Annotated in this window: 25 protein-coding genes; 13 read left to right on the top strand and 12 right to left on the bottom strand. The window is 61.7% G+C overall.

The genetic code is table 11. From position 1 onward, the window contains the following. Nucleotides 1-2: 2 nt before the first annotated feature. The 3 genes from purB (at nt 3) to RBA95_RS10365 (ending at nt 2865) form a co-directional block, all read left to right on the top strand. A complete protein-coding gene (purB, locus tag RBA95_RS10375; protein ID WP_306016781.1) occupies nt 3-1307 on the top strand; it encodes an adenylosuccinate lyase in 1305 nt (434 codons plus the stop codon). A 129-nt stretch (nt 1308-1436) separates the two neighbouring features. Next, the gene (locus RBA95_RS10370; RefSeq protein ID WP_306016780.1) at nt 1437-2378 is read left to right on the top strand and encodes an aspartyl protease family protein; all 942 of its coding nucleotides are present in this window, start codon (nt 1437-1439) and stop codon (nt 2376-2378) included. Nucleotides 2379-2406: 28 nt separating this feature from the next. Beyond that, nucleotides 2407-2865 (top strand): thioredoxin domain-containing protein, encoded by a 459-nt coding sequence (locus RBA95_RS10365; protein ID WP_306016779.1) that lies wholly within the window; start codon nt 2407-2409, stop codon nt 2863-2865. A 65-nt stretch (nt 2866-2930) separates the two neighbouring features. Here RBA95_RS10365 and RBA95_RS10360 read toward each other — a convergent pair whose 3' ends face one another. Together RBA95_RS10360 and RBA95_RS10355 are read right to left on the bottom strand one after the other, a co-directional pair. Further along, nucleotides 2931-3251 (bottom strand): DUF1476 domain-containing protein, encoded by a 321-nt coding sequence (locus RBA95_RS10360; protein WP_306016778.1) that lies wholly within the window; start codon nt 3249-3251, stop codon nt 2931-2933. A 107-nt stretch (nt 3252-3358) separates the two neighbouring features. Further along, complete coding sequence (locus RBA95_RS10355; protein WP_306016777.1) at nt 3359-3511, bottom strand: hypothetical protein; 153 nt, start codon at nt 3509-3511, stop codon at nt 3359-3361. A gap of 313 nt (nt 3512-3824) precedes the next feature. On the opposite strand from RBA95_RS10355, the gene purC reads away from it, so the two are divergent. The 4 genes from purC to purL are packed head-to-tail and all read left to right on the top strand — an operon-like array spanning nt 3825 to nt 7761. Further along, the gene (purC, locus tag RBA95_RS10350) at nt 3825-4586 is read left to right on the top strand and encodes a phosphoribosylaminoimidazolesuccinocarboxamide synthase (protein ID WP_306016776.1); all 762 of its coding nucleotides are present in this window, start codon (nt 3825-3827) and stop codon (nt 4584-4586) included. Continuing rightward, nucleotides 4583-4825 carry a phosphoribosylformylglycinamidine synthase subunit PurS gene (gene purS / locus RBA95_RS10345; protein WP_306016775.1) on the top strand — a complete coding sequence of 81 codons (243 nt, stop codon included), beginning with the start codon at nt 4583-4585 and terminating at the stop codon, nt 4823-4825. Before purC ends, purS begins: the two co-directional genes overlap by 4 nt. A 30-nt stretch (nt 4826-4855) precedes the next feature. Further along, complete coding sequence (gene purQ / locus RBA95_RS10340; RefSeq protein ID WP_306016774.1) at nt 4856-5521, top strand: phosphoribosylformylglycinamidine synthase subunit PurQ; 666 nt, start codon at nt 4856-4858, stop codon at nt 5519-5521. Further along, the gene (gene purL / locus RBA95_RS10335; protein ID WP_306016773.1) at nt 5518-7761 is read left to right on the top strand and encodes a phosphoribosylformylglycinamidine synthase subunit PurL; all 2244 of its coding nucleotides are present in this window, start codon (nt 5518-5520) and stop codon (nt 7759-7761) included. The genes purQ and purL overlap by 4 nt, the downstream gene beginning before the upstream one ends. 70 nt (nt 7762-7831) lie before the next feature. Here purL and RBA95_RS10330 read toward each other — a convergent pair whose 3' ends face one another. Together RBA95_RS10330 and RBA95_RS10325 are read right to left on the bottom strand one after the other, a co-directional pair. Continuing rightward, a complete protein-coding gene (locus tag RBA95_RS10330; RefSeq protein ID WP_306016772.1) occupies nt 7832-8302 on the bottom strand; it encodes a type IV pilus biogenesis/stability protein PilW in 471 nt (156 codons plus the stop codon). 156 nt (nt 8303-8458) lie between these two features. Beyond that, nucleotides 8459-9409, bottom strand: coding sequence for a M20/M25/M40 family metallo-hydrolase (locus RBA95_RS10325; protein ID WP_306016771.1), 951 nt, complete (start codon nt 9407-9409; stop codon nt 8459-8461). Nucleotides 9410-9504: 95 nt separating this feature from the next. Between RBA95_RS10325 and RBA95_RS10320 the strand changes: the two genes are divergently transcribed. Both RBA95_RS10320 and grxD read left to right on the top strand, forming a co-directional pair. Next, nucleotides 9505-9738, top strand: a complete 234-nt coding sequence (locus tag RBA95_RS10320; protein WP_306016770.1) for a BolA family protein — start codon at nt 9505-9507, stop codon at nt 9736-9738. 69 nt (nt 9739-9807) lie between these two features. After that, the gene (grxD, locus tag RBA95_RS10315) at nt 9808-10140 is read left to right on the top strand and encodes a Grx4 family monothiol glutaredoxin (RefSeq protein ID WP_306016769.1); all 333 of its coding nucleotides are present in this window, start codon (nt 9808-9810) and stop codon (nt 10138-10140) included. A 127-nt stretch (nt 10141-10267) separates the two neighbouring features. Here the strand turns inward: grxD and rpsD are convergent, their stop codons facing one another. The 6 genes from rpsD to RBA95_RS10285 form a co-directional block, all read right to left on the bottom strand. Further along, a complete protein-coding gene (rpsD, locus tag RBA95_RS10310) occupies nt 10268-10885 on the bottom strand; it encodes a 30S ribosomal protein S4 (RefSeq protein ID WP_306016768.1) in 618 nt (205 codons plus the stop codon). A 153-nt stretch (nt 10886-11038) separates the two neighbouring features. Further along, complete coding sequence (locus RBA95_RS10305; RefSeq protein ID WP_306016767.1) at nt 11039-12514, bottom strand: hypothetical protein; 1476 nt, start codon at nt 12512-12514, stop codon at nt 11039-11041. 16 nt (nt 12515-12530) lie between these two features. Next, nucleotides 12531-13211, bottom strand: coding sequence for a hypothetical protein (locus RBA95_RS10300; protein WP_306016766.1), 681 nt, complete (start codon nt 13209-13211; stop codon nt 12531-12533). 145 nt (nt 13212-13356) lie between these two features. Next, a complete protein-coding gene (locus tag RBA95_RS10295) occupies nt 13357-15453 on the bottom strand; it encodes a methyl-accepting chemotaxis protein (RefSeq protein WP_306016765.1) in 2097 nt (698 codons plus the stop codon). 145 nt (nt 15454-15598) lie between these two features. Next, nucleotides 15599-16357 (bottom strand): RNA methyltransferase, encoded by a 759-nt coding sequence (locus RBA95_RS10290; RefSeq protein WP_306016764.1) that lies wholly within the window; start codon nt 16355-16357, stop codon nt 15599-15601. 45 nt (nt 16358-16402) lie between these two features. Continuing rightward, nucleotides 16403-16750, bottom strand: a complete 348-nt coding sequence (locus tag RBA95_RS10285; protein WP_306016763.1) for an EamA family transporter — start codon at nt 16748-16750, stop codon at nt 16403-16405. Nucleotides 16751-16912: 162 nt separating this feature from the next. Between RBA95_RS10285 and RBA95_RS10280 the strand changes: the two genes are divergently transcribed. The 4 genes from RBA95_RS10280 to RBA95_RS10265 all read left to right on the top strand — a co-directional run bounded on the left by RBA95_RS10280 (nt 16913) and on the right by RBA95_RS10265 (nt 22317). Next, nucleotides 16913-17947: a glycosyltransferase family 2 protein gene (locus RBA95_RS10280; protein WP_306016762.1), complete on the top strand. Its 1035-nt coding sequence runs from the start codon at nt 16913-16915 to the stop codon at nt 17945-17947. Continuing rightward, nucleotides 17940-20480: a hypothetical protein gene (locus RBA95_RS10275; protein WP_306016761.1), complete on the top strand. Its 2541-nt coding sequence runs from the start codon at nt 17940-17942 to the stop codon at nt 20478-20480. Before RBA95_RS10280 ends, RBA95_RS10275 begins: the two co-directional genes overlap by 8 nt. A gap of 155 nt (nt 20481-20635) precedes the next feature. After that, the gene (locus tag RBA95_RS10270) at nt 20636-21859 is read left to right on the top strand and encodes an NADP-dependent isocitrate dehydrogenase (RefSeq protein WP_306016760.1); all 1224 of its coding nucleotides are present in this window, start codon (nt 20636-20638) and stop codon (nt 21857-21859) included. A gap of 146 nt (nt 21860-22005) precedes the next feature. Then, nucleotides 22006-22317, top strand: coding sequence for a hypothetical protein (locus RBA95_RS10265; RefSeq protein WP_306016759.1), 312 nt, complete (start codon nt 22006-22008; stop codon nt 22315-22317). Here the strand turns inward: RBA95_RS10265 and RBA95_RS10260 are convergent. Further along, nucleotides 22314-22667, bottom strand: a complete 354-nt coding sequence (locus RBA95_RS10260; RefSeq protein WP_306016758.1) for a hypothetical protein — start codon at nt 22665-22667, stop codon at nt 22314-22316. The genes RBA95_RS10265 and RBA95_RS10260 overlap by 4 nt on opposite strands. Next, nucleotides 22667-24400, bottom strand: coding sequence for a cation:proton antiporter (locus tag RBA95_RS10255; protein ID WP_306016757.1), 1734 nt, complete (start codon nt 24398-24400; stop codon nt 22667-22669). The genes RBA95_RS10260 and RBA95_RS10255 overlap by 1 nt, the downstream gene beginning before the upstream one ends. Nucleotide 24401 lies beyond the last annotated feature (1 nt).

Genomic DNA, 24401 nt, shown 5'->3' with positions numbered 1-24401 from the left:
CCATGATCCCTCGCTATACCCGGCCTGAAATGGCCGATATCTGGTCGCCCCAATCGAAATACCGCATCTGGTTCGAGATCGAGGCCCACGCCACCGATAAGCTGGCCGAGCTGGGCGTCGTGCCCGCTGACGCCGCCAAGGCGGTCTGGAAAGCCAAGGACATGGAGTTCAACGTCGACCGGATCGACGAGATCGAACGCGAGGTGAAGCACGACGTCATCGCCTTCCTCACCCATCTGGCCGAGCTGGTGGGCGAAGACGCCCGCTTCGTGCACCAGGGGCTGACCAGCTCTGATGTTCTGGACACCTGCCTCGCGGTTCAGCTCAAGCGCGCCTCTGACGTGCTGCTGGACGGTTTGGACCGTTTGCTCGCTGCTCTGAAGACGCGGGCCTTCGAACACAAGCTGACCGCCTGCATCGGCCGCAGTCATGGCATCCATGCCGAGCCGACCACGATGGGCCTGAAGTTCGCACGCTTCTACGCCGAGCTCGATCGCAGCCGCGCCCGCCTGGTCGCTGCCCGTGAAGAAATCGCCACCTGCGCCATTTCCGGCGCAATCGGCACCTTCGCCAATGTGAACCCGGCCGTGGAAGCGCATGTGGCCGAACAGATGGGCCTCGCGATCGAACCGATTTCCACCCAGGTCATTCCGCGTGACCGCCATGCCGCCTTCTTTGCGGTGCTGGGGCTGATCGCGTCTTCGATCGAGAACATCGCCATCGAGGTACGCCATCTGCAGCGCTCTGAAGTGCGCGAGGCGCAGGAATACTTCTCCAAAGGTCAGAAGGGCTCGTCGGCCATGCCGCACAAGCGCAACCCGATCCTGACCGAGAACCTGACCGGTCTGGCGCGGCTGGTGCGGTCGGCCGTCACCCCCGCGATGGAGAACGTGGCGCTCTGGCATGAGCGGGACATTTCCCACTCCTCGGTCGAGCGCGGCATCGGCCCGGACGCGACCGTCCATCTGGACTTCGCCCTCCACCGCACAGCGTCCATGATCGAAGGCCTGATCGTGCATGAAGATCGCTGCCGGGAGAATCTGGAAGCCTATGGCGGCATCCACAATTCCCAGCGCGTCCTGCTCGCCCTGACCCAGGCGGGCGCCTCGCGTGAGGACTCCTACCGCCTGGTCCAGCGCAACGGGATGAAAACCTGGGATGAAGGCGGCAAGCTCGTCGAGCACCTCAAGGCGGATGAGGGCGTGACCGCCCTGCTCTCCGATGCCCAGATCGAAGCGTGTTTTGATGAGGACTATCATTTCAAGCATGTGGACACGATTTTCGAGCGTGTCTTTGATCAAGGCTAAAGCCAGGGCCTAGACTGAGACACAAAACGCCGCCCCTATGGGCGGCGTTTTCGTATGGTCGATCCCGCAGGCCTTTCCACACTCGTGCGTCGCCACTAGTGTGATGCGTGGGGGAGATGAGGAGACAGGATGAGTGTTCTGGCGAGCCTGATTGTTGCCAGTCTGTTGGGCGTGCAGCAAAGCGCGCCTGAAATCGAGCTGCGATCGACCCCGCTGACACTGAACAATTACGGGCTGTATACCGTCGAAACCAGTATCGGTCGGCAAGTGCTGTTCTCCGGAGATCCTGAAGCTGACCCCGTCCCCTTCATTGTCGACACCGCTGCGAGCCATACCGCCGTACCGCGGCTGATCGCCCAACAACTGGTCGATAATGCGCTCATTTCACTCGACGATATCGGTCACGGCCTGACCGGTCAGTTCGACACCAGCCTGATCTTCGTTGACCAGCTGGACTTCGGACTGGGCCCGCGTGAGGTTGAGGTCGCCGTGTTTGAAGACGCATATGGATCCGTAATGAGTGCGGCCGGGCTCTTGGGAGCAAACGCATTCCCGGACGAAGCCATTCAGATCGATTTCCCCAGCCAGCGCCTTACTCTGCTGGATAGCGCCTTTACCAATGGCAGTCAGGATTTGTGGATCCGCAATGGCCTGATCATGGGTGAAGCCAACATCCGCGGCGTTGATGAGCCGGTTCTGGTCCTCGTGGATACTGGCGCCACAGCGTCGATCGTGAATACGGCGCTGCTGGAGGCCCGAAATGGGTCCGTACGAGTCGGCGACAATTCCGTGTCAGGCGTCTCGGGTCCGACGGCTCAAGCCGAGATGCGCAAATGGTTCAGCCGCTTTCAGCTCGATAATTTGTGCATCCGCCTGTTCGAAATCACGGTTTCTGATGTTTACGCCTTCGACCATCATGGCTGGAGCGACCAGCCCGCCATCATCCTCGGCATGGATGTCCTCAAGGACGCGATGATCACCGTGGACTATGCAACAGGACATGTGGCCATGGACGGCACGGACCGGTACGCGTGTTCAGGCAGACGTGATCTGGTCAGTCTGAACCAATAACAGCATGACAAAGGTCGCCGCCATATCCATGCGTAACCCCATCGCCTGGCCAAGCCTGCTCCTGCTTGCATGGGCATTGCTGCTCACCATGCCCTCATCGGCCGCAGCCCAAACAGATATGCAGGCCGAGGCTGCTCCGCCGCGTCTCGTGGCCGCTCTCTTTCGATCCAACTGGTGCGGACCCTGCAAGATACTCGAACCGCGATATGAGCGGGTCATCAGTGAATACGCCGATGCGCCCTTGGACCGCGTCCGGTTTGACAGTTCGTTTGGACGACGGGATGCGCTCGCCGATCGCGCCCGTGAGGCCGGCATCGCCTCGGCATATGACGCCGCGTCAGGCCGCACAGGCTTCGTATTGCTGATCGATCGCGAGACCCAGGATGTTCTGGCGCGGATCACAGCCCGGTATTCCGAGGACGATATCGCTGGCGCCCTCGATTACGCCCTCGACATCATTGAAGACCGGGAGGCGTTTGGACTCTAACCGCCCCAGACATGAAAACGGCGGCGCAGAGCCTGCGCCGCCGTTTTCCATTCCAATCATTGCGATCAGGATTCGCGAACCTGGCCGCGCGCTTCTTCGAGAAGCTGCGCCATCTTGTTGCGAATCTGGTGGTCGCTCTGCTCGATGCCGCGCGCGTCAAAATCACCGCGCACCTTACGGAACACATCGTCATCACCGGCTTCTTCAAAATCGGCTTTGACGACGTCCTTGCCGTAAGCTTCGGCGTCCTCACCGGTCAGACCCATAAGTTCGGCGGCCCAAAGACCCAGAAGCTTGTTGCGGCGCGCAACAGCCTTGAATTCAAGCTCTTGATCATGAGCGAATTTGTTTTCGAACGCGTTTTCGCGATCCTCAAAACCTGACATGGCGGCAGTCCTCTGTTGACTGGAATTTCGTACGCCAAGTGCCGGGTTATTTCAATGGCGTAAGGCTTGATGGAGTGCATCACGCCTTACGCCATTGATGCGCTTATTTAGTGTTTGTCACAAAGAGGGTTTGGCAGAATCTCGCAGATGTTCCACCAGTTGGCTTGCGCCGGAACTTCATAAATGGACGATGCTTGAAACATCGGCAAGGCAGATGAAACCAGCGCCAGTGCGGCAACGAATGCTTTTACAATAGTCATATTCTTCCTCCCTAAAGCACGCAAAAGCTGCGTATAAATATCGCTATAGGAACATTCATACTCGATCAACAAACTATGAGTTGCAATACCGGATCCTCAAACCTCAGACTTCACCGCGAGGGTCAGCACAGATATTGATAGAAAGACCCGCCTCGCGTATGTAGGCGCCACGATAGCGGCCCGCGGCGACGGGCCGTTTCGCGTTTCTCATGGCATGGCCCGGGCGCGGCGTCTCTGTTCCCAGCGACATCACAGCGGGCCAACGCCCCACTCGCGCGCTTGCAGCGCGCCATTAGCCGGAGCGAGGCTGCCGATGTCCCGCCGCAAGATGCTTTACGAAGGCAAGGCCAAGATCCTCTACGAAGGGCCCGAACCGGGCACCGTCGTGGCGTATTTCAAGGACGACGCCACCGCCTTCAACGCCCAGAAGAAAGCCGTGCTCGAGGGCAAGGGCGTTCTGAACAACCGGATCTCCGAATATGTGATGGAGAATCTGGGTCGCATGGGCATCCCGACCCACTTCATCAAACGGCTGAACATGCGCGAGCAATTGCTGCGTGAAGTCGAGATCATTCCGCTTGAAGTCGTGGTGCGCAATGTCGCCGCCGGCTCCATCGCCAAGCGTTTCGGCCTGACCGAGGGCGAGCCGCTGCCGCGCTCAATCGTCGAGTTCTATTACAAGAACGATGCGCTGGAAGACCCGATGGTGGCCGAAGAACACGTCACCGCGTTCAACTGGGCGACCACCCAGGATATGGACGAGATGATCGCCATGGCGCTGCGGGTGAACGACTATCTGTCGGGCATGTTCATGGCTGTCGGCATTCGTCTTGTGGACTTCAAGCTCGAATTTGGTCGCGTCTATGACCAGAACGACATGCCGCGGGTGATCCTGGCCGACGAGATCAGCCCCGATAGCTGCCGTCTATGGGACGCCCACACCAATGAGAAGCTCGACAAGGATCGGTTCCGCCGCGACCTCGGCAATGTGACCGAAGCCTACGCAGAGGTGGCCCGCCGCCTCGGCATCATGAAAGAAAACGGTTCCGTTACCGAAGAGGGGTCTCCGGAATGAAAGCGCGCATTCATGTCTACCTCAAACCCGGCGTTCTGGACCCGCAAGGCCAGGCTGTCTCCAACTCGCTGAACCATCTGGGGTTCGACGAGGTGGCGGGCGTGCGTCAGGGCAAGCTGATCGAGATCGATCTCAACACTGCTGACGCCGAAGAGGCGCACAGCCGCGTGGCCGAGATGTGCGACAAGCTGCTCGCCAATCCGGTCATCGAAAATTACGACATCGAGCTGAGCGCCTAGGCGCCCCGGCGAGCAAGAAGCGGATCCGATATGAAAACCGCCGTCATCGTCTTCCCCGGCTCGAACTGTGACCGCGACGCGGCCATGGCGCTCGAAGCCGTCACCGGCGTCAAGCCGGCCATGGTCTGGCACGAAGAGACCGAACTGCCCGAGGGGCTGGACTTCATCATGGTCCCGGGCGGCTTCTCCTATGGCGACTATCTGCGCTCTGGCGCGGTCGCTGCGCGCTCGCCGATCGTCAATGATCTCAAGGCCAAGGCGGAAGCCGGCGTGCCCATGCTGGGCGTGTGCAACGGCTTCCAGATCCTGACCGAAGCGGGGCTGCTGGACGGCACGCTGATGCGCAACGCCTCGCTGCACTTTGTCTGCGAGAAAGCGCCGCTGCTGGTGGAGACGGCGAACACCCGCTTCACCAAAGGGTATGCCGACCGCAAGGAGATCGTCATTCCGGTGGCGCACCATGACGGCAATTACTTCGCCGACGAGGCGACGCTCGACCGGATCGAAGGCGAAGGCCAGGTGGCCTTCCGCTACGCCAACAATCCCAATGGCTCCGCCCGCGACATCGCTGGCGTCACCAATGCGGCGGGCAATGTGCTGGGCATGATGCCCCACCCCGAACGCGCCGTGGACGCCGATCATGGCGGAACCGATGGGCTGGCCCTGTTTGAAAGCGTGCTGGGGAAACTGTCATGAGCGAAGCTGTGAACCCGCGTTACGCCGAGGGCATCACCGAAGAGATCGTCCTCGATCACGTCACCGCTGACGAATACGAGATCATCCTCAAGGAGCTTGGCCGCGCGCCGAACCTTGTGGAGCTCGGCATCTTCTCGGTCATGTGGTCCGAGCACTGCTCTTACAAATCCTCGCGCCTGCACCTGTCCAAATTCCCCACCAAGGGCGACAAGGTGATCTATGGCCCGGGTGAGAACGCCGGCGTCATTGACATCGGCGACGGTCAGGCGGCCATCTTCAAGATGGAGAGCCACAACCACCCCAGCTATATCGAGCCCTATCAGGGTGCGGCCACGGGCGTGGGCGGCATTCTGCGCGACGTTTTCACCATGGGCGCGCGCCCGGTGGCGCTGATGAATGCGCTGCGCTTTGGTGATCCCAAGCACCCCAAGACCCGCCAGCTGGTCGCGGGCGTCACCGCCGGGATTGGCGGTTATGGCAATTGCGTGGGCGTGCCGACGGTTGGCGGCGAGACCAATTTCGACAAGGGCTATAACGGCAATATCCTGGTGAACGCCATGGCCGTGGGCCTGGCGGACACCGACAAGATCTTCACCGCCGCAGCCCGCGAACCGGATTATCCCGTCCTTTATGTGGGCGCGAAGACCGGCCGCGACGGCATTCACGGCGCCACCATGGCGTCGGCGGAATTCGGCGAAGGTTCTGAAGAGAACCGCCCGACCGTCCAGGTCGGCGACCCCTTCACCGAGAAGAAGCTGATCGAGGCCTGCCTGGAACTGATGAGCGAAGACGCCATTAGCTCGATCCAGGACATGGGCGCGGCCGGCCTCACCTCCTCGTCTGTGGAAATGGCCTCGTCAGGCGGTCTGGGGATCGAGCTTGATCTCGATCATGTGCCCCAGCGCGAAGAGAACATGACCGCCTATGAGATGATGCTGTCAGAATCCCAGGAGCGGATGCTGATCATCATCAAGCCGGGCCGTGAGCATGTGGCCGAGCGCATCTTCCGCAAATGGGATCTCGATGTGGCCACCATCGGCAAGACCGCGCCGCATGGCCGTCTGGTGCTGCGTCACCAGGGCGAGGTGGTCTGCGATCTGCCGCTCGACCCGATTGGCGAAAACGCGCCGAAATACGACCGTCCCTGGTTCCCCGCCGAAGCGCGGGGCTCCATCGACCCGCGCGAGCTGCACCAACCCGAACATCTGGGCGAAGTGCTCGCCGGCCTCATGGGTTCCGCCGACATGGCGTCCAAGCGCTGGATCTGGCGTCAGTATGACCGTCACGTCATGGCCGACACCGCCGCCAGCTCGGAAGATCCGGCGGACGCCGCCATCGTGCGGGTCCACGGCACCGAAAAGGCGCTGGCGATCACCACCGACTGCACCCCGCGCTATTGCTTCGCCGACCCGTTCGAGGGCGGCAAGCAGGCGGTGGCGGAAGCCTGGCGGAACCTCACCGCTGTGGGCGCCGATCCCATCGCCATCACCGATTGCCTGAACTTCGGCAATCCCGAACGTCCCGAGATCATGGGCCAGTTCGTGGGCTGCGTGGAAGGCATGGCCGAAGCCTGCAAGGCGCTCGACTTCCCTGTCGTGTCGGGCAATGTCTCGCTCTACAACGAGACCGACGGCGTCGCCATTCCGCCCACCCCGGCGGTCGGCGCCGTGGGCCTGATCCCGGATATGAGCCAGCGCATGGGCTATGGCGGGATGAAAGAGAACCAGGTGCTGCTGCTGGTGGGTGAAACCCGCGGCGAGCTGGGCGCCTCGCTCTATCTGCGTGAAATCGAGAACCAGGAGAAAGGCGCCTCGCCGCGCGTGGATCTGGCGGTTGAGAAACGCAATGGCGATTTTGTCCGCAGCGCGATCCGCGCGGGCCAGGTCAGCGCTGTCCATGACCTCTCTGATGGCGGTCTTGCTTGCGCCGCCGCCGACATGGCGATGGCGGCGGGCGTGGGCATCAAGCTCGCCTATACCGGCAATTTGCCGGTCTTCGCCTGGATGTTCGGTGAGGATCAGGGCCGCTACCTGATCGCGGCGGACGCCAATGATGCGGAAGCGCTGCGCGCAGACGCCAAGGCCGCGAACGTGCCGGTCGAGGTTGTGGGTCTGGCCGGCGGTCGCTTCATCTCGATCAATGGCGGCCATGCCGTCGATCTGATCCGCCTCAAACAGGCCCATGAAGGCTTCATGCCGGCCCTGATGGACGGCGAGCCCGAAGCGCGCGTCGCCGAATAAGCTGCGCCAGGCGCCAACAAGAAAGGCCGGGGCGACGCCCCGGCCTTTTCCGTTTCAGCCTGTCAGCCGATTAGCTGTTGCACTGCGCCAGCGCGGAATTGTGCGCCACGGCGTCTTCACCGGCGCCGAGCTCGGCCGCACGCGCGAAATCGGCGATGGCGGCGTCCGGATTGCCGGCGAGCCAGTAAGCGCCGCCCCGGTTGGTGTAGGCTTCCCAGCTGTCGCCGTTGCGTTCGATGGCCATGCCGCAAGCCTCGGCCGTGCCGGCATCGCCTTCATTCGCGAGCGCTGCGCACAGATTGATGGCGGCGGCGTTCTTGTTGCGGTTCGACGTGCCGGATTCGAGCGCTTCGGAGGCGAAGTGCGCCGCCGTGCGCCAGTCACCCCGGTCGACCCGACGTGCGGACTGGCGCACATCAGAGTTCGGGCCGGACACGCCGACAAACATCGGCTCGGTCGGGCAGTCTTGCGCCTGGACGGCGCCGAAGCCGGCCAGAGCGAGTGCTGCGCCAGCGAAAACAGAACGAAGTGCGATGGACATGAATCTCTCCCTGATGGCGCCCCGGACCGGGTATGCGCCGCTGATTACGACGCATACATAGGTATGTCACCGCGCTTTGAAAAGTGAACGCTGTTTATTTTTATTCTCAATTCATAACGCGTGAAAATTTTTGCGTCGCATCAATCACTTGGACGCCTAGTCAGTACTGGGCGTCTCCAGCACCGTGTCCAGATCCGCGTCGATCCGCTCGGCCAGCGCTACGGCCACGCTCACCGCACCCAGGAAGAAGTCGGGATCAATGGTCTCGAATTCATCAGAGGTCTGGTGATAGTGCTCGTGATCCTCGACCCCGAGATAGAGGAAGGGGATCCCCGCCATATGGAAAGCGCCCTGGTCTGACAGAAGCGTCCAGTCATTGCGCGGATCACCGTCCGGGCTGTCATAACCGGCCGCCAGCGTGATGGACGCGTCCGCCGCGACCTCTTCCACAATCGGGTGAAGGGCCGGCGTGTGATACGGACCCGCCGCCCAGATATCATTGTCGGGGCTGTAACCGAGCATGTCGAAATTGAGGTTGAACACGACCGGCGCCGCGCCGTCCACGGGATTGGCGACCACCTCACGCGCACCGTTCAGACCGCCCTCTTCGGCGTCAAACGCCATGATGAGGATGTCATGTTCGGGCGGGTTGGCGATAAAGTGCTCCGCCGCCGCCAGAATCGCGGCGACGCCGGACGCATTGTCATCGGCGCCGTTATAGATCTCGCCCTCTTCGGTCTGTCCCACATGATCATAATGGGCGGTCACGGCGATCGCGCGCGAACGGTCCCGCCCGGGGATGACGCCAATCACATTGACCGCATTGATGGTCTCGCGCGGCGAATTCTCGTCACGGAAATCGATGGCCCGCTCAAAGCTGAAGGGCTGCTCGAAGCTCTCACCGACCGGCTGGACTCCGATCTCCTGCAACCGGTTGATGATATAGGCGCGGGCCCGTGCATTGCCTTCGCTCTGCACCATCCGCCCTTTCATCTCATCCGAACTGATCACGCACAGATCAGCCCAAGGCTGCGGCTCCAGTCCGGCGCAATCGGATGCGGACGGAACGGTCAGAGCCGTGGTCAGAAGAAAGGCGGACAGCAGCATGGGCGAATCTCCGTAATATCCCTGTGAAAGCTAGGGTTCCGGGCACGCCCGGTGTGATGGTAAGTCTCACCCTAGCACTGCGCAGGAGAGACGCCATGCCCATGAATGCGGATGATATTGTCAGCCTGATCAAGGAAGGCGTTCCCGGCGCGGAGGTTGAACTGACCGATCTTGCGGGCGATGGCGACCACTACAAGGCCGTGGTCATCTCTGACGCCTTCGCCGGAATGCCCCGCGTCAAACAGCACCAGATGGTCTATGCCGCGCTCAAAGGCCGGATGGGCGGCGAACTGCATGCCCTGGCGCTGGAGACCCGCACGCCGGACTGACGCCGCGCAATTGAACTTTCCCGTCCGCCCACCCATTTCAGGGCGAACGCACCATAAGGAACCTCTCTCATGTCTGACGACGCCACCCAGGAAGCGATCAGGAAAGCCGTCACCGAGAACGACGTCGTCCTGTTCATGAAAGGCACCCCCACCTTCCCGCAATGCGGCTTCTCCTCGGTGGTGGCGCGCGTGCTTGATCATGTGGGCGTGGAATACGCCGCCGTGAACGTGCTGGAAGACCACGCCGTGCGTGAAGGCATCAAGGTCTATTCGGACTGGCCGACCATCCCCCAGCTCTATGTGAAGGGTGAGTTCGTGGGCGGCTGCGACATCATCAAGGAGATGTTCGAGGCCGGAGAGCTGCAACAGCTCTTCAAGGAGAAAGGCCTCGTGGAGGCGTAACCGCCTCACCTTGCCAAGCAAGAGCCCGCCTCCTGAGGCGGGCTTTTTCGTATCTGACGGACTGCGCTCAAAGAAAAAGCCCGCTGCGTGGCAGCGGGCTTTTCCAAGTCGTTTCGTCCTCGAGCGATTACGAGGAGTAGAATTCGACCACGAGGTTCGGTTCCATCTTCACCGGGTACGGAACTTCATTGAATTCCGGCTTGCGGGTGTAGGTGGCTTTCATGCCCTTCGGATCGAGGTCCAGATATTCCGGCACGTCGCGCTCCGGCGAGCCCAGTGCTTCGAGCACCAGAGCCATGGAGCGGGACTTTTCGCGCACTTCAACCACATCGCCCGGCTTGACCATGTAGGAAGCGATGTTGACGCGCTTGCCGTTCACACGGACGTGGCCGTGGTTGACGAACTGGCGAGCGGCGAAAACGGTCGGCACGAACTTGGCGCGATACACGATCGCGTCCAGACGGCTTTCCAGCAGACCGATCAGGTTTTCAGCCGTGTTGCCTTTGAGGCGCTGCGCTTCGGTGTAGATGCGCTTGAACTGCTTCTCGGTGATGTTGCCGTAATAGCCTTTGAGCTTTTGCTTGGCGCGCAGCTGCAGACCGAAGTCCGACATCTTGCCGGCGCGGCGCTGGCCGTGTTGACCCGGGCCGTAGGCGCGCTTGTTCACCGGGGACTTCGAACGGCCCCAGATGTTCTCGCCCATGCGGCGGTCAATTTTGTATTTCTGCGAATGACGCTTTGACATAGTCTTTCCTTCATGACGCGGCCCGGCCCTGATCCCTCGGTCAGAGCAATTCAAACGGCGGTCCACGCATCGTCCGTTGCCATGAAAACAAGGCTCGTCCGGCAAGCCGGCGAGCGAGGGAAGCGCGGGTTATGAGCAAACACAGGCCTTGAGTCAATCATCGTGCTGCCATGAGGCCTGCCGCCACAGGCTATAAAGCGCAGTCAGAGCGCTCAACCCGCCCACAGCAAATGATTTGAGCGCAAACCCCGGCGCGCTGACTTGCTCCAGCGCCGCCCAATCCAGCAAACACTCCGCCGCGCCATATCCATACCGCCCCAGTTGCGGATCATAGAGGGCGCAGCCGGCATAAACCGAGGCCTGGAACGCTCCATGGGCGACAGCCCCGAACAGACCCAGCACCACCAGCGCAATGACCAGCGCGGATGAACGGCAACACAGGCCCACGATGAGCGCCAACACAGGCGCGAGCATATGCAGATCGTCAAAGCCGGCGGCATACCCCTGCAACCCCATCAGCAGCACGGACAGCGTGAAGATCGGCAGGATGAAAGCCGGCGCCTTTGCCAGGTCGGGCAGCGCTCTCCAATGAAACTCCCAGCGCATCAGGATCAGGAGCAACAGGAGAAGCGAGACCAGACGCCATCCCGGCCCAGGCAGGATCAGGGAAGCGCCGCCATCGGCGGAGAAGCTCGCCAGGTTCGACCACAGGCGGGTCAGGATCCCCTCGCCCAGAACCGGTGTCATGGTCTGTCCCTCGCCGCTTGTGACGAGATAGATCAGCCATCCCGACCCGATCAGCAGCGCCAATCCCATGGGGAAGATGCGCAGGATCAGCCATTCACTATCGAGCGCATCGTATTTGTGAAGTCGCCAGCCACGCCAGCCCAGATAGAGCGCCAGTCCCGCCCAGACCGTCACCATGAGCGTATCCGCCCAGATGCTCAGTCCCAGCGCCAGCCCCAGAACCAGACTCGCGGTCAGATCATTGCGCCGCGACAAAGCCATCAACGCAGCGCTCGTGACCCCGAAGCAGCCCAGAGCGATCCCAGCGCCGCTGACTGCTGTCATTTGTGAAAAGAAATGCGGAAACAGGAAGGGCCAGGCCGCCATAACCACGGCCGCATTGCGATCCACATACCCAAACCGCAATGCGCTGGCCACGCCGAGACCGAAACCCAACATGGCGATCGTCCAGATCAGCAGCCTGTAAAACCGGACCTGGGCAGGCCAGCTCCAGTCCTGAGCAACCAGGCGCGCAGGCGCCAGGAACACCAGGGCCAAGGGATGCGCCCGATATCTCTGAGAGGGAGCGTCCAAGAGCTGATTCGAAAGGGTGTCCTCTTCTCCCGCATAGCCCAGGCGCCCCGGCCCGGTGAGACCGGCTGGCCAGGGCCCTGCGAAGCCGAGGCTGTCAGGATGCAAGGCGTCGCTCTGGTCAAGAGCAATATGACCGTTGGTCGTGAAAGCGATCAGCGCAGCTGTATGAGCCGCCTCCTGGCGCGCTTCGAAGGTTGGCAGAAAAGCAAGATAGCCCAGCCCTGCCAGAAACACGCCCAGGAGCATGCGACGCCAGGCGGGGCCGAGACCATGATTGATTGTCGCCAGCGCGACGCGCCAGAGCGTCATGCTACGCTCCTGCGCTTCAGCTTTCAGTCAGGCGCGCTTCACACTGCGCCAGTGTTTCACCTTCCGGTTCCAGGGTCAGCCGGATCGAGCGCACCAGCACGCCCTGCCCGTCGCCTGCATCACCGGGCCAGATGCCCAGCCATTCCGCGCCATTGGGCTGGGCGGACGCAGAGATCTGATAACAGATGCCGGTCGTGGACCAGCCACGGCTCACCGGTCGCAGGGTGCGTTCGGAATCACCATGCCCCACCGTGAAGTATCCCAGACGGATCTGGTCCACATCGGAATCCTGGGCCGCTTGCGCTTCCACTTCGAACCGAACGATCCGGCCAATGGCGTTCGCTTCCCACTCTGCTGGAAGCGCTGCGCCCACTCCTGCAGACAAAAGGCCTGCCGCCTCGAAGGATGCAGTCGCGCTGAGCCGTGCAAGCGGTTCGCCCGCCGGGCCGTAAGTCAGCTCAAACCGCGTGCCCGGACCAGGAATAAGCTGGGCCAGCGCTTCGGCCTCCATCACGAATTGAGAGTCGCTGATTTCCGGCTCCACGGTCCCCGGACGCAGATTGAACGCCAGCACAATCAACGCAGCCGTCACCACAACGGATGCAGGCAGGAACACCCAGTCGGGCGGCGACCAGCGGCCCGAGCGGCGAACAAGTGCGGTAAGCCAATTCGGCGAGGAAGTGTCAGTCTGGGCCATGACGCGGGCAGCGGATCCTTCAAAGCCTTCCTTCGTAAAGGATATCGGTGCGTCTGGATACCGTCTGGCGCAACCTGGCGTCAGCACGCATCAGGCCGCCCTTTCAAGGAAAGAACGGCCTGTCTGCAGCATCACCTTTCGGGGGTCAGGCGGCTGAAGGAATTGTCCGGGCTTCGGGCTGCTTCGACTTTCGACGTTCAGGCCCTTCATAGCTCGGGTCATCGCCCTCACGGCGATTGAGCGGGCCTTCCTTGATTGCTTCGAAGAATTGCTCGACCGCCTCGCGCAGCGTGTCGGACTGGCTGGTGAAGGCATCCGAGGTCTGCTCCAGCATGCCCGCCGCGCTTTCCGTGTCCGCGACGGCCTCGCCCACATCACGCACGCCTTTGGCCAGGGTGGACGTGCTGTCCGCCGCCCGGGACGTGCTGGCGGAAATCTCCCGCGTCGCGGCGCCCTGCTCTTCGATGGCGCTGGCGATCGAAGCCGTGGCTTCGTTGATCTCCTCACTCATCTTCGCGATGCCCCGGATGGAATCCACCGATCCGCTCATGGAATTCTGAATATCGCGGACCAGGCCAGCCACGCTGTCGGTCGCCTTGCTGGTCTGTTCTGCGAGATCCTTCACCTCGCTCGCCACCACGGCAAAGCCTTTGCCGGCGTCGCCTGCACGCGCCGCCTCGATTGTCGCGTTCAGCGCCAGCAGGTTGGTCTGTTCGGCAATGTCATTGATGAGGTCGATGACGTCGTTGATGCTCGATACCCGATCAGCCAGAGCCTCGATCTGGTTGACCGATTGCTGGGACCGCTCCCCTGCATCAGAGACTTTCTCCGAGGCGCTCTCGGTCAGACGCGCGATTTCCTGGATGGAGCTGGCCAGTTCCTCGGCCGCCGCCGCCACCGTCTCGACGCTGGATGCGGTTTCGCTGGCCGCGCCGTCCGCGGTCTTGGCCTGCTCGTTGGCGAAGGTCGCCTGCGAGTTCAGACGGCCGGCCGTGTGACGCATCTCGTGTGTGCGTTCGCCCAGAACCTTGAGAATGGCTTCAACCTTGTTGCGGAAGACATCGATGGCGTTGTGGGTCGCCAGCGAGCGCGCCTCACGCTCCTTGGAGGACGCCAACGCCTCTTCTTCCATCCGGATCCGGTTGATCTCGCCCTTGCGCAGATCCTCGACCGCCCGGAACAGGTCTCCAAGCTCGTCCTGTCGCTCGGCGCCGGTGACTTCAAATTCGAGATCCCCGCGCCGTACGCGCGCAATCCCGTTCACCACCGCCTTCACATTCGACATGATCAGGCGAACCACCATAAAGGCGCCCAGCACCGCCAGGCCAAGGCCCACAAAGCCCAAAACCGTGCTGACGAATTTCTGCTGGGTGAAGGCCGCCTCGATTTCATTGCCGGTCTGGTCCTGCAGATGCACGACATCGCTCACGACCGTGCTCACGGCGCCCGCCATTTGCGGACCCAGCTGGTCGAGCTCATTGCGCGCAAGGGCATTGAGCTCCTCGGTAATGTTCACTGCGGCTTCAAAACGGGCCGTATACGTCACCACATCATCGAGAATGGGCTGGACCGCGCCATTCATGATCTGTCCATCAGACTGCAGCACGCGGGAGAGCATGCGCTGCGTGGTTTCAAGCTCGGACTGAGAACGGTCAAAGCTGGCGCCATATCCTTCAGTGAGCGCGCGGCGGCCGTAATACCGCGCTTGCAGGAGAGAGCGGATGCTTTCCGCCATGAGCAGCATCGACTGGTCCGCGCCCATCATCTCCGCAACGGCCAGCGTGTCGCCAAGCTGACCCAGAAGACGATCCTCGAAATCCGTCAACGCATTGATTTCGTCGTCCAGCAATTGCCGTCGGGTGATATACTGCTCGAAGGCTTCCGCATACTGATCGCCAAACTCTTCCACGCGCGCCAGATCTTCACGCACCGTGTCATTGGCGAGACGGCTCTGGGCCGCGACAATTTCGGTCTCGAGCAATTCGCGCTGGTTCCGCGCCTGATCGGCGATTAACGGGTCACCGGTCACGCGATAGACATAGGTGTCATTTCGGAAGCTCGCGACCGTTTCCTGAATGTCCGCCATGTCCACAGAAACCTGGGAGATCGTTCGGAAGCGGTCAAAATTGGAACCGCTTTTCGAAGCGAACAAAAATCCAACCACAACCATGATGATGACGATAAAAGCCATCATGCCGAACCCGCCAAACAGCTGGGTCCGCAGCGACAATGCGTTTAACACGGTGCTCTCCCTGTAAGCACTTCACAGGCTTGCAGGATGACGCAAATTCGGCTCAGGATTGTAAATCACCTGCGCAGGTTCACGCAGCAGGGGATCGCCCTAAACGATCACTCGCCCGAAATACTCAACTTCTGGATATGCTTGATTAATCGCGTTCAATACGGGCTTTTCCGCGTCCAATTGCGAGCGCTTTTATGACACCGCGCAGGGTGCGAACCTCCTGCTGCGTTAACCCTCCGCGTGCAAACGCGTTGATCAGGTTCTGCATCATCAGGGGTGTCTTTTCGGGCGGATAGAAGAAGCCGGCCCGCTCCAGTTCCTCTTCAAGATGGTTATAGAACGCGGTCATTTCCTGCTCGGGCGCCCGTTCGTCCAGCGGCTTGAACTCAGCCGGCGCCGGATCACCGGCGCGCCATTCATGGGCGAACACGCCAACCGCCATCGACAGGTTCAAGGAACTGAAGCTGCGATCCACAGGCAAGGTGATAATGGCGTTCGACAAGGTGATCGCGGCATTGGGCAGGCCGGACTTTTCCGCCCCGAACAGAACGCCCACGCGCTGACCCGCCTCAATATGCCCCCGGATCTCGGCCATGCCCGCACGTGCGGTGAAGGCCGGTTTGACCATGTTGCGCGGCTGGGCGGTGGACGCAAAGAGCAGTTGGCAATCGGCCACCGCTTCTTCGAGCGTCTCAAAGACCTGAGCGTTATCCAGCACCGGAGACCCGGTCGCCATGGACACGGCTTTGGGGTTCGGCCAGCCATCACGAGGCTTGACGATCCGCAACTCGGAAATCCCGAAATTGCCCATCACCCGGCACGCCGCGCCGATATTCTCGCCCATCTGGGGCTCGACCAGGATGAATACAGGGGTGGCTTCGGATGTCTGCATTGGATCACTCATGCATAGCTCTTGCCGCGAGCCATCCAGCTGATCAAGAGCCCGATCTCAGCGCACGCACAGATACACGCCGACACAGACCAGCAACAAACCCACTGGATAGGTGAGCGACAAACGTTCGCCAAACAACAGGACCGAGGCGATGGGGACAAATACAGCGCCCAGCAGTGCGAACGGGTAGGCCTTGGACAGAGGCGTGCTCATCAGGATCCAGACCCACAATCCGGTCGCGACGGCGTAAAGGGCCAGAGCTCCGATCAACGGCACGGAGACAAACGCCCAAAGGCCTTGTGACTCCGCCAGACGCGCCTTGATGTCGATCGCTGCGTATTTGAACGCGACCTGACCGCTGGCCAGAAGGCAGGAGAAACCCAGCAGTTTGAGATATTCGATCATGAAACGTCCCCATCGCGCGCGCCGACAGGCCTCAATGCGTTGAAAAACCTGGCGATGGCAAGGCGCGAACTCTTTAATCTTGTATTTTCTTTCTTTAAAGAGCGCTCCTGAGGGGAATATGGATCGGCCACTTCCCCACTCTGAATGGCTTGCCCGCACCCTATGACAGTCTCTGCTCCCGCCTCTGCAACGCCTCCGCTTCTGTGCGCGGTTCTCCCCGCTTACAAGGCGCGCGATCATATTCTGGGCGTCCTGACACGGATGCCGGAGGAGATCGGGCTCATCATTGTCGTCGATGATGCATGCCCGGTGCAGACGGGAGACTATGTGGAGCAAAACTTCCACGATCCCCGCCTGAAGCTAGTCCGCCTTGAGGAAAACCAGGGCGTTGGCGGCGCGGTATTGGCAGGCTTCAAGACCGGCCTTGAACACGGCGCCGATGTCTTGATCAAGATAGACAGCGACGGCCAGATGGACCCCCAGCTCGCCCCGCAATTTGCAGAACCCATTCTCGAGGGTGACGCCGATTACGTGAAGGGCAATCGGTTCTTCTATATGGATGCGTCCGAGACCATGCCGATCGCACGGCGCATCGGCAATCTGGGCCTGACCTTCATCAGCCGCTTCTCCACGGGCTATTTTTCCGCGTCCGACCCCACGAACGGGTATCTGGCCATATCCGCGCCGCTCGCTCAGAACCTGCCCGTTCACAAGATCGCCAAGCGATATTTCTTCGAAACCGATCTTCTGTTCCGCATCAACACACTGGGCGCGCGCGTGCTGGAAGTGCCGCACAAGGCGTTTTATGGCGACGAAGAAAGCGGCCTGGATGCGCGCAAGGAATTCCTGAGCTTTTTAGGCCGCAATTTATCAACGTATTTCAAACGCTTGTTTTATCAGTACGCGTTGCGTGACTTCAATGTTGGCAGCCTGTTCCTGCTAGCCGGGCTCGTTTGCGGCTTTTTCGGCGTCGGCGGCGCTCTTATCGCCTGGTTCCAGAGCACCGTGACCGGCATCCCCCGCTCTGGCGGCGCCCTGGCCATGGTCGAGGTGCTCATCATTCTGGCGGCGATATTCCTTGTCGGATTTCTGAATTTTGACATCAGCCGCGAGCCGAGGACCGCCATTTCATCGCGGCTGAAGCATCGCGCCGCCCGCCCCCTGCCCCAGTTTGAAAAGACGAATGACGATGCGTGATCTCACACAGATATTGAACCGCGCATCGCTTACGGGCGGGGCAAGCCTTGTTGTCATCCTGGCCGCGGCTGCAGCCTATGTCCTCGCCCCTTCGCCCCAGCTGTCGATTTGGCTCGACGGCCCCGACAACATCACTTCTTTTGTCGGCCTAGCCGTCCTGACCATGCTGGCCAGCTATGCGCTGAACCATTGGCCCGTCGGCGGGAACCGGGCCTTCGCCCTCTTGCCGCCTCTGGCGCTGGCCGCCATTTTCGCCGGTCTGGGCGTGTTGGCGGGACTGATCCTGCAACTGGGATCTGCCTTCCTGCTCGGCTTATTGCTGCTGACCCGGTTCAGGACGAGCCTCGCCAACCAACCGCTCCAGCCCGGGGATGGCATCCTGGCGCTCAGCGTCGGACTGGCCCTGCAATCGGGAATGCTCTGGGCGCTCACCCACTTTCCGGTCAACACACGCGCCAGCCATATCCTGCTGCACGCCGCAACAGGGCTGATCGCCTTATGGCTTATGGCCCCACACGTTCGCGCCGGCCTCGCGGCGTTGCCCAAGGCCCTTCTGCCCTCGCTTCAGTCCAGGCTGCCCTGGCTCGCCGCGCCGGCTCTTGTGATCGTGTTCACGCTCACCGGACTGGCCGCCCTGCCTGAGCTGGGCGCCGACAGCACCGCCGCCTACGCCGCCTATTTCGAACATCTTCAGGCGCATTTGCACTGGCATCACAACCCTGCGCTCGCCGCCTGGGGATTGCAGCCTCTGGGCGGGTTGCATCTCGCGGGCTCTCAATTTCTGATCAGCGGTGAGCAAGGCCCGCGTTTCTTCAATCTGGCCTGTCTCATCGTATATGTGCTGGCGGCCGGACAGATGGGCCGCCTGATTGCAGGCTCCCGTCTGGGCTTCTGGGCCGCTGCAGCGCTGGCCGGCACTGCACCGCTCCTTCTGAAACTGACGGGTGATTTTTATTACGACAATGTCGTCACCCTGTTCATGACCAGCGCCGTGCTTGCGTGGGCAAGCAGTCTGAAGGACCGGTCATCAGCACAGTCTGCGGTCTATATCCTGGCCTTCGCCCTGTGTCTGAGCGGCGCCTCGGCGACCAAGCATACGGCCTGGATCATGACCGTGACCCTGGGGACAGCGGCGGCCGTGAGTTTTTTCGCCTGTCACGACCGGCCCGTGCGCAGCCTGCTCACCCTGATCTTGTCGGGCGTAGCGGGCATGGCGGTCCTGGTCTTGCCGCTGGTGATCGTCGCTTACCTGAAAAGCGGAAACCCGGTATTTCCATACTACAATCAGATATTTGAATCCCCGTTCTATGCCTTCGAACAACACTTCACGCCCCATCAGGGCTATCACGACTGGGATATGCTGCTGGCGGCGATCTTTGACACGCGTCGCTTCTCCCCCCTGGACCTGCGGGGCGCTGCCGGGCTGGGCCTTGTATTCATTCTTCCCGCCCTGATCGGCGGCGTTTTGACGCCGGGCTTAAGGCGTTGGGCCTTTATTCTCAGCGTGCTCACCCTGACCTGGGTCTTGCTCAGCCTGATGCAGAATGATTTGCGCCTGCTCTGGACGGTCATGGCGAGCCTGTACGCCCTGTCCGCCGCCATCGTGATCGCGGCCAGCCAGACCCGGACGCCTTCACGCAGACTGGCGCAGGCCTCGATCTGGGTCGCCGTCATGGGTCAGCTGGCATTGCTGCCGACAGGCGGCGTCGCGCTGACGCGCCCGCATCTGGGTCAGGCTCTCTTTCCCGATCAGGCGCACAGGCTGCAGGCGGAACACGCGCCAATCGCCCTGATCAACCGAATGCTGGACAACTGGCCTGGCGGCGTGGATCGCCGTCTGTTCCTGTCCACGCAGATTGGCCCTTCCGCCGCAACCAATTTCGAGGACGGCTGGTATACCTTCCGAACCCGACAAGACCTGTACCGCGCGGATTCCGAAGAAACCGTCCTCGCCACACTGCAGAGTCTGGCGCCCGACGCCATCGTGATGGGAACCCATCGCAGGCGCGGATGGCTGAACGTGAGCTATTACGATATCTTGCGTGCGCATGCCGAGACGGTCCTGGATTACGATAACCATCTCGTCTTCCTCATGGACAACTCCATCGCCTACCCGGTCGAAAGCATGGGTGACCGGACCACTGCGGACTTTATCGCCCAAAGCCGGGAGGACTCCCGGCTGCAGGATGAGGACAGGTTGGACTTCACCTTCCCGGTTCCAGCTGGAGACATGGAAGCCTTTCGGGTCAGCTTTGATGCAAGTTGCCCCGCTGACAGCACCTTCCAGATCCATATCGCCTTGCGGCGCGGTGCAGACACGGTAGATGAGAAACGCACCTTCCAACCCTGCCAGGGGGAGGAGGATGCGGCGGCCCTTCCGGTCGCCCAGAGTTTCGATCTGCCTGACGATCAGGAGGGATTGCGCGTCACGCTGTTCCTGCGCATTCAGGGAGAATACACCCCCTTCTCCATCGGTGACATGGATGCGGGCTTCAAGCCCAGGCTCACCGATGAGGCGCTTCGCGAGATGTGAGGTGTCAAGCTAGCGTTATGACTTGGGCTGGCCCTCTTTCTCTTCGCGCGAGGCGGTGCTAGACACCCGCCACACATTCGTCCACCCCTCGACGCGGCATGTCGCACATCCCATGTGCGTCACCTCATGCCCACAGAACATGGAAGACACGCTTCATGGCCAAGATCAAAGTCGACAATCCGGTCGTCGAACTCGACGGCGACGAGATGACCCGCATCATCTGGGCGCTGATCAAGGAAAAGCTGATCCTGCCCTATCTGGACATCGACCTGAAATATTATGACCTGTCGGTGCAGAAGCGCGATGAGACAGACGACAAGATCACCGTAGAGGCCGCCGAGGCCATCAAGCATTACGGTGTCGGCGTGAAATGCGCCACCATCACCCCCGACGAAGCCCGCGTCGAGGAATTCGACCTCAAGAAGATGTGGCGGTCCCCGAACGGCACCATCCGCAACGTTCTGGGCGGCGTGGTCTTCCGCGAGCCGATCGTGATCAAGAATGTGCCGCGGCTTGTGCCGGGCTGGACCAAGCCGATCGTCATCGGCCGTCACGCCTTCGGCGACCAGTATCGCGCCACCGACATGAAAGTGCCGGGTCCGGGCAAGCTGACCATGACCTACACCCCGTCCGACGGCGGCGAGCCGATCACGCACGAGGTCTATGACTTCCCGAGCGCCGGCGTCGCCATGGGCATGTATAACCTGGACGAGTCCATCAAGGACTTCGCCCGCGCCTCGCTGCGCTACGGCCTCGACCGCAAATGGCCGGTCTACCTGTCCACCAAGAACACCATCATGAAAGCCTATGACGGCCGCTTCAAAGATATCTTCCAGGAAATCTATGACAGCGAGTTCAAGGCCGAGTTCGAAAAGCTGGGCATCAGCTATGAGCACCGCCTGATCGACGACATGGTGGCGGCCGCCATGAAATGGTCCGGCGGCTTTGTGTGGGCCTGCAAGAACTATGATGGCGACGTGCAGTCCGACACCGTGGCGCAGGGCTTCGGCTCTCTGGGCCTGATGACCTCCGTGCTGATGACGCCGGATGGAAAAACCGTGGAAGCGGAAGCCGCCCACGGCACCGTGACCCGTCACTATCGCCAGCACCAGCGCGGCGAGAAGACCTCTACCAACTCCATCGCCTCGATCTTCGCCTGGACCCGCGGTCTGAAATATCGCGGCAAGATGGACGGCAACGAGCAGGTCGAAGCCTTCGCCGAGAGCCTGGAAGACACCATCATCAAGACGGTGGAAGCCGGTTACATGACCAAGGACCTGGCGCTTCTGGTCGGCGACCAGCAAGGCTGGCTGTCCACCGAGGGCTTCCTGGACACCGTGGCCGAGCGTTTCGCCGAAGTCATGAAAGACAAGGTGTAGGGCGCTTCGCCTCTCACATATTGAATGGAAAAGGCCGGGCGATCGCCCGGCCTTTTTTGTTACCGCAGGTGAGCTGAACAAGAATTAATTCGCCAGAGTCCGGGCCCCACATGTTAAAGTCTGACTTTAATCGACAGGAGTGTTCCATGGCCGCTCGCACCGTTCTCCTCGCCAGTCTCACCCTCCCGCTCGCCCTGGGCGCCTGCGTGTCCGTGGACACCTATGACCGACGCGCCGCCTATAGCGAGTGTCGTGAGATCAGCGACAAGGCAGCGCGGGATGTGTGCATCGACCGCACTATGGCGGACGCCCGGAACGAGCGCTATGAAGCGGCGGAAGAAGCCCAGCGACGCCGTGAAGAGTTCGAGGATCGCTATGCCCGCGATCGCGCCATGGGCGTGCCCGAAGACCTCGCAGGACGTCGCCCCAGCGACATACTGGATGACAGCCAGAACTAGCTAGAGAGGCCTTCGGGCTGCTGCGCGAGCAGGATCATCAAGGCCAGCATCAGCGCGAACCCGGTTCCCAGCGCCCAGAGCAACCAGCGGCCATGCCGCCACGGGGCGCGAAATCGCGACATCTGTACCAGAAGGTCTGCCGGGTAGCCGGCGCAATAGAGCACATTGGCGCCCATCGCCATGACGATCAGCTCGGGCAGGCTCAGGCCGTCCGCGTTCCAGTGCATGACATCGAGCCCCTGCACGGCGACCACCGCAACAAGCAGGAGCAGGTTGTAGAAGACGCGTCCACGCTCCCAGAAGACCAGCGCATCGCTCGCCACTCCCTGAAAACTGACGGGTTCGCTCATCAGGCCGTCTCCGAGGCGTAGACATCCTCGCGCTCGGCGGCGAGCCGGTCGCGCACCGTATCCGCGGTCAGCCCCATATCCTCCAGCGCGCGTCCCGCCAGCTGCAAGGCCGCTTCGGCGGTTTCCAGCGTGACATGGCTGGCGCCCGCCGCTTCCAGTTCACGCGCGTGACGCCGGTCGCGCGCACGGGCGAGGATCAGGGCGTCAGGGCGCAGCTTGCGCGCAACGCGCACCATGTCGGACGCCTTCTGGGGATTGTCGACGGTCACCACGAACATGTCCGCCCGGGCCGCGCCCGCCCGTTCGAGAAACTCCTCCCGACCGGCGTCGCCGTAATAGACCGGCCAGCCTTCCTTGCGGCCATCGGCGACTTTCTGGGTATTCATGTCCAGACCGATCAGGGACACATTCTCGGTTTCCAGCACCCGCGCCATGGTGCGGCCGACCCGGCCAAAGCCTGCGATGATCACATGACCTTCCATTTCCACCAGGTCCGCGGGCAACTCCCCCTGCCCGGTGGTGTCATCGGGCTCGGCGGCGAGCTTGCGCCCGATGGCGGCGAGCGCCGGGGTCATCAGCATGGACAGCCCCGCTATCGCGGCGACCAGGGTCGAGACCTCGGCGGGAATGACATCCCCGCTGCTCGCCGCGGCCAGCACGACGAAGGCGAACTCGCCCGCCGGCGCGAGCAGGAACGCAGCTTCCAGCGACAGACGATGGTCGCCCGCAAACAGGCGGCACGCCAGATAGACCAGCGCGGCCTTGACGAGCAGCATCACGACAAGCCCGGCAAGCACCACGGCGCCATTCTGCCAGACCGCGCCGAGGTCGAGCCCCATGCCGACGGTCATGAAGAAAACGCCCAGAAGCAGCCCCTTGAAGGGCTCAAGATCAATCTCGGCCTGATGCTTGAATTCAGTCTCGCCCAGCATCAACCCAGCCAGAAACGCCCCCAGCGCCAGCGACAATCCGGCGCCCGCCGTCAGCATGGAGGCGCCCACCACCACGGCCAGGGTCAGCGCCATCAACAAGTCCCGGCCGCCCGCCTTGGCGACCAGACGGAACACCGGGCGCAGCACCAGACGCCCCAGCAACAAGATCCAGGCCAGCGCCAGCAAACCCTGGAACAGGGCGCTCAACAGCGCTGCGCCAATATCCGCGCCCGCATCCCGGGTCAGAAACCCTACAAGGATCAGAATCGGGGCGACCAGAATGTCCTGCATCAGGAGCACGGCGAGGGAGGCGCGCCCCACGGGCGCCGCCGTACGACGCTCTTCAGCCATGATCTGCATGACGATCGCTGTAGAAGACAGGGCCAGCGCCAGACCGATGACCAATGCTGTGGGCGCTGTCTGACCGATCAGAAAACAGGCCACGCCCAAGACAGCCGCGCTGCCAAAAGCCTGAAGCCCGCCTGCGCCGAAGACAGCGCGGCGCAATTGCCAGAGCCGTTTGAAGGACAGCTCGAGCCCCAGCAGAAACAGAAGGAAGAGCACGCCCAGTTCGGCGAAGGGCTTGGCGGCCTCCGGCTCTGAAATGGTCACCCATTCGAGCACGGTGAAGCGCTCCGCAAGACCGCCCAGAGCGAACGGCCCCAAGGCCAGCCCGGCGATCAGGAAACCGAGCACGGAGCTGAGCTTGAACAGGCGGAAGAGCGGCACCACGACGCCGGCGGCGATCAGAAAGACCACCGCATCCTTCAACCAGATTTCATAGCCGTGTCCGTGTTCCATA

This window comes from Oceanicaulis sp. MMSF_3324 (genome assembly GCF_030733545.1).
Lineage (GTDB): Bacteria > Pseudomonadota > Alphaproteobacteria > Caulobacterales > Maricaulaceae > Oceanicaulis.
This window is presented reverse-complemented; position numbering and strand designations above follow the sequence as displayed.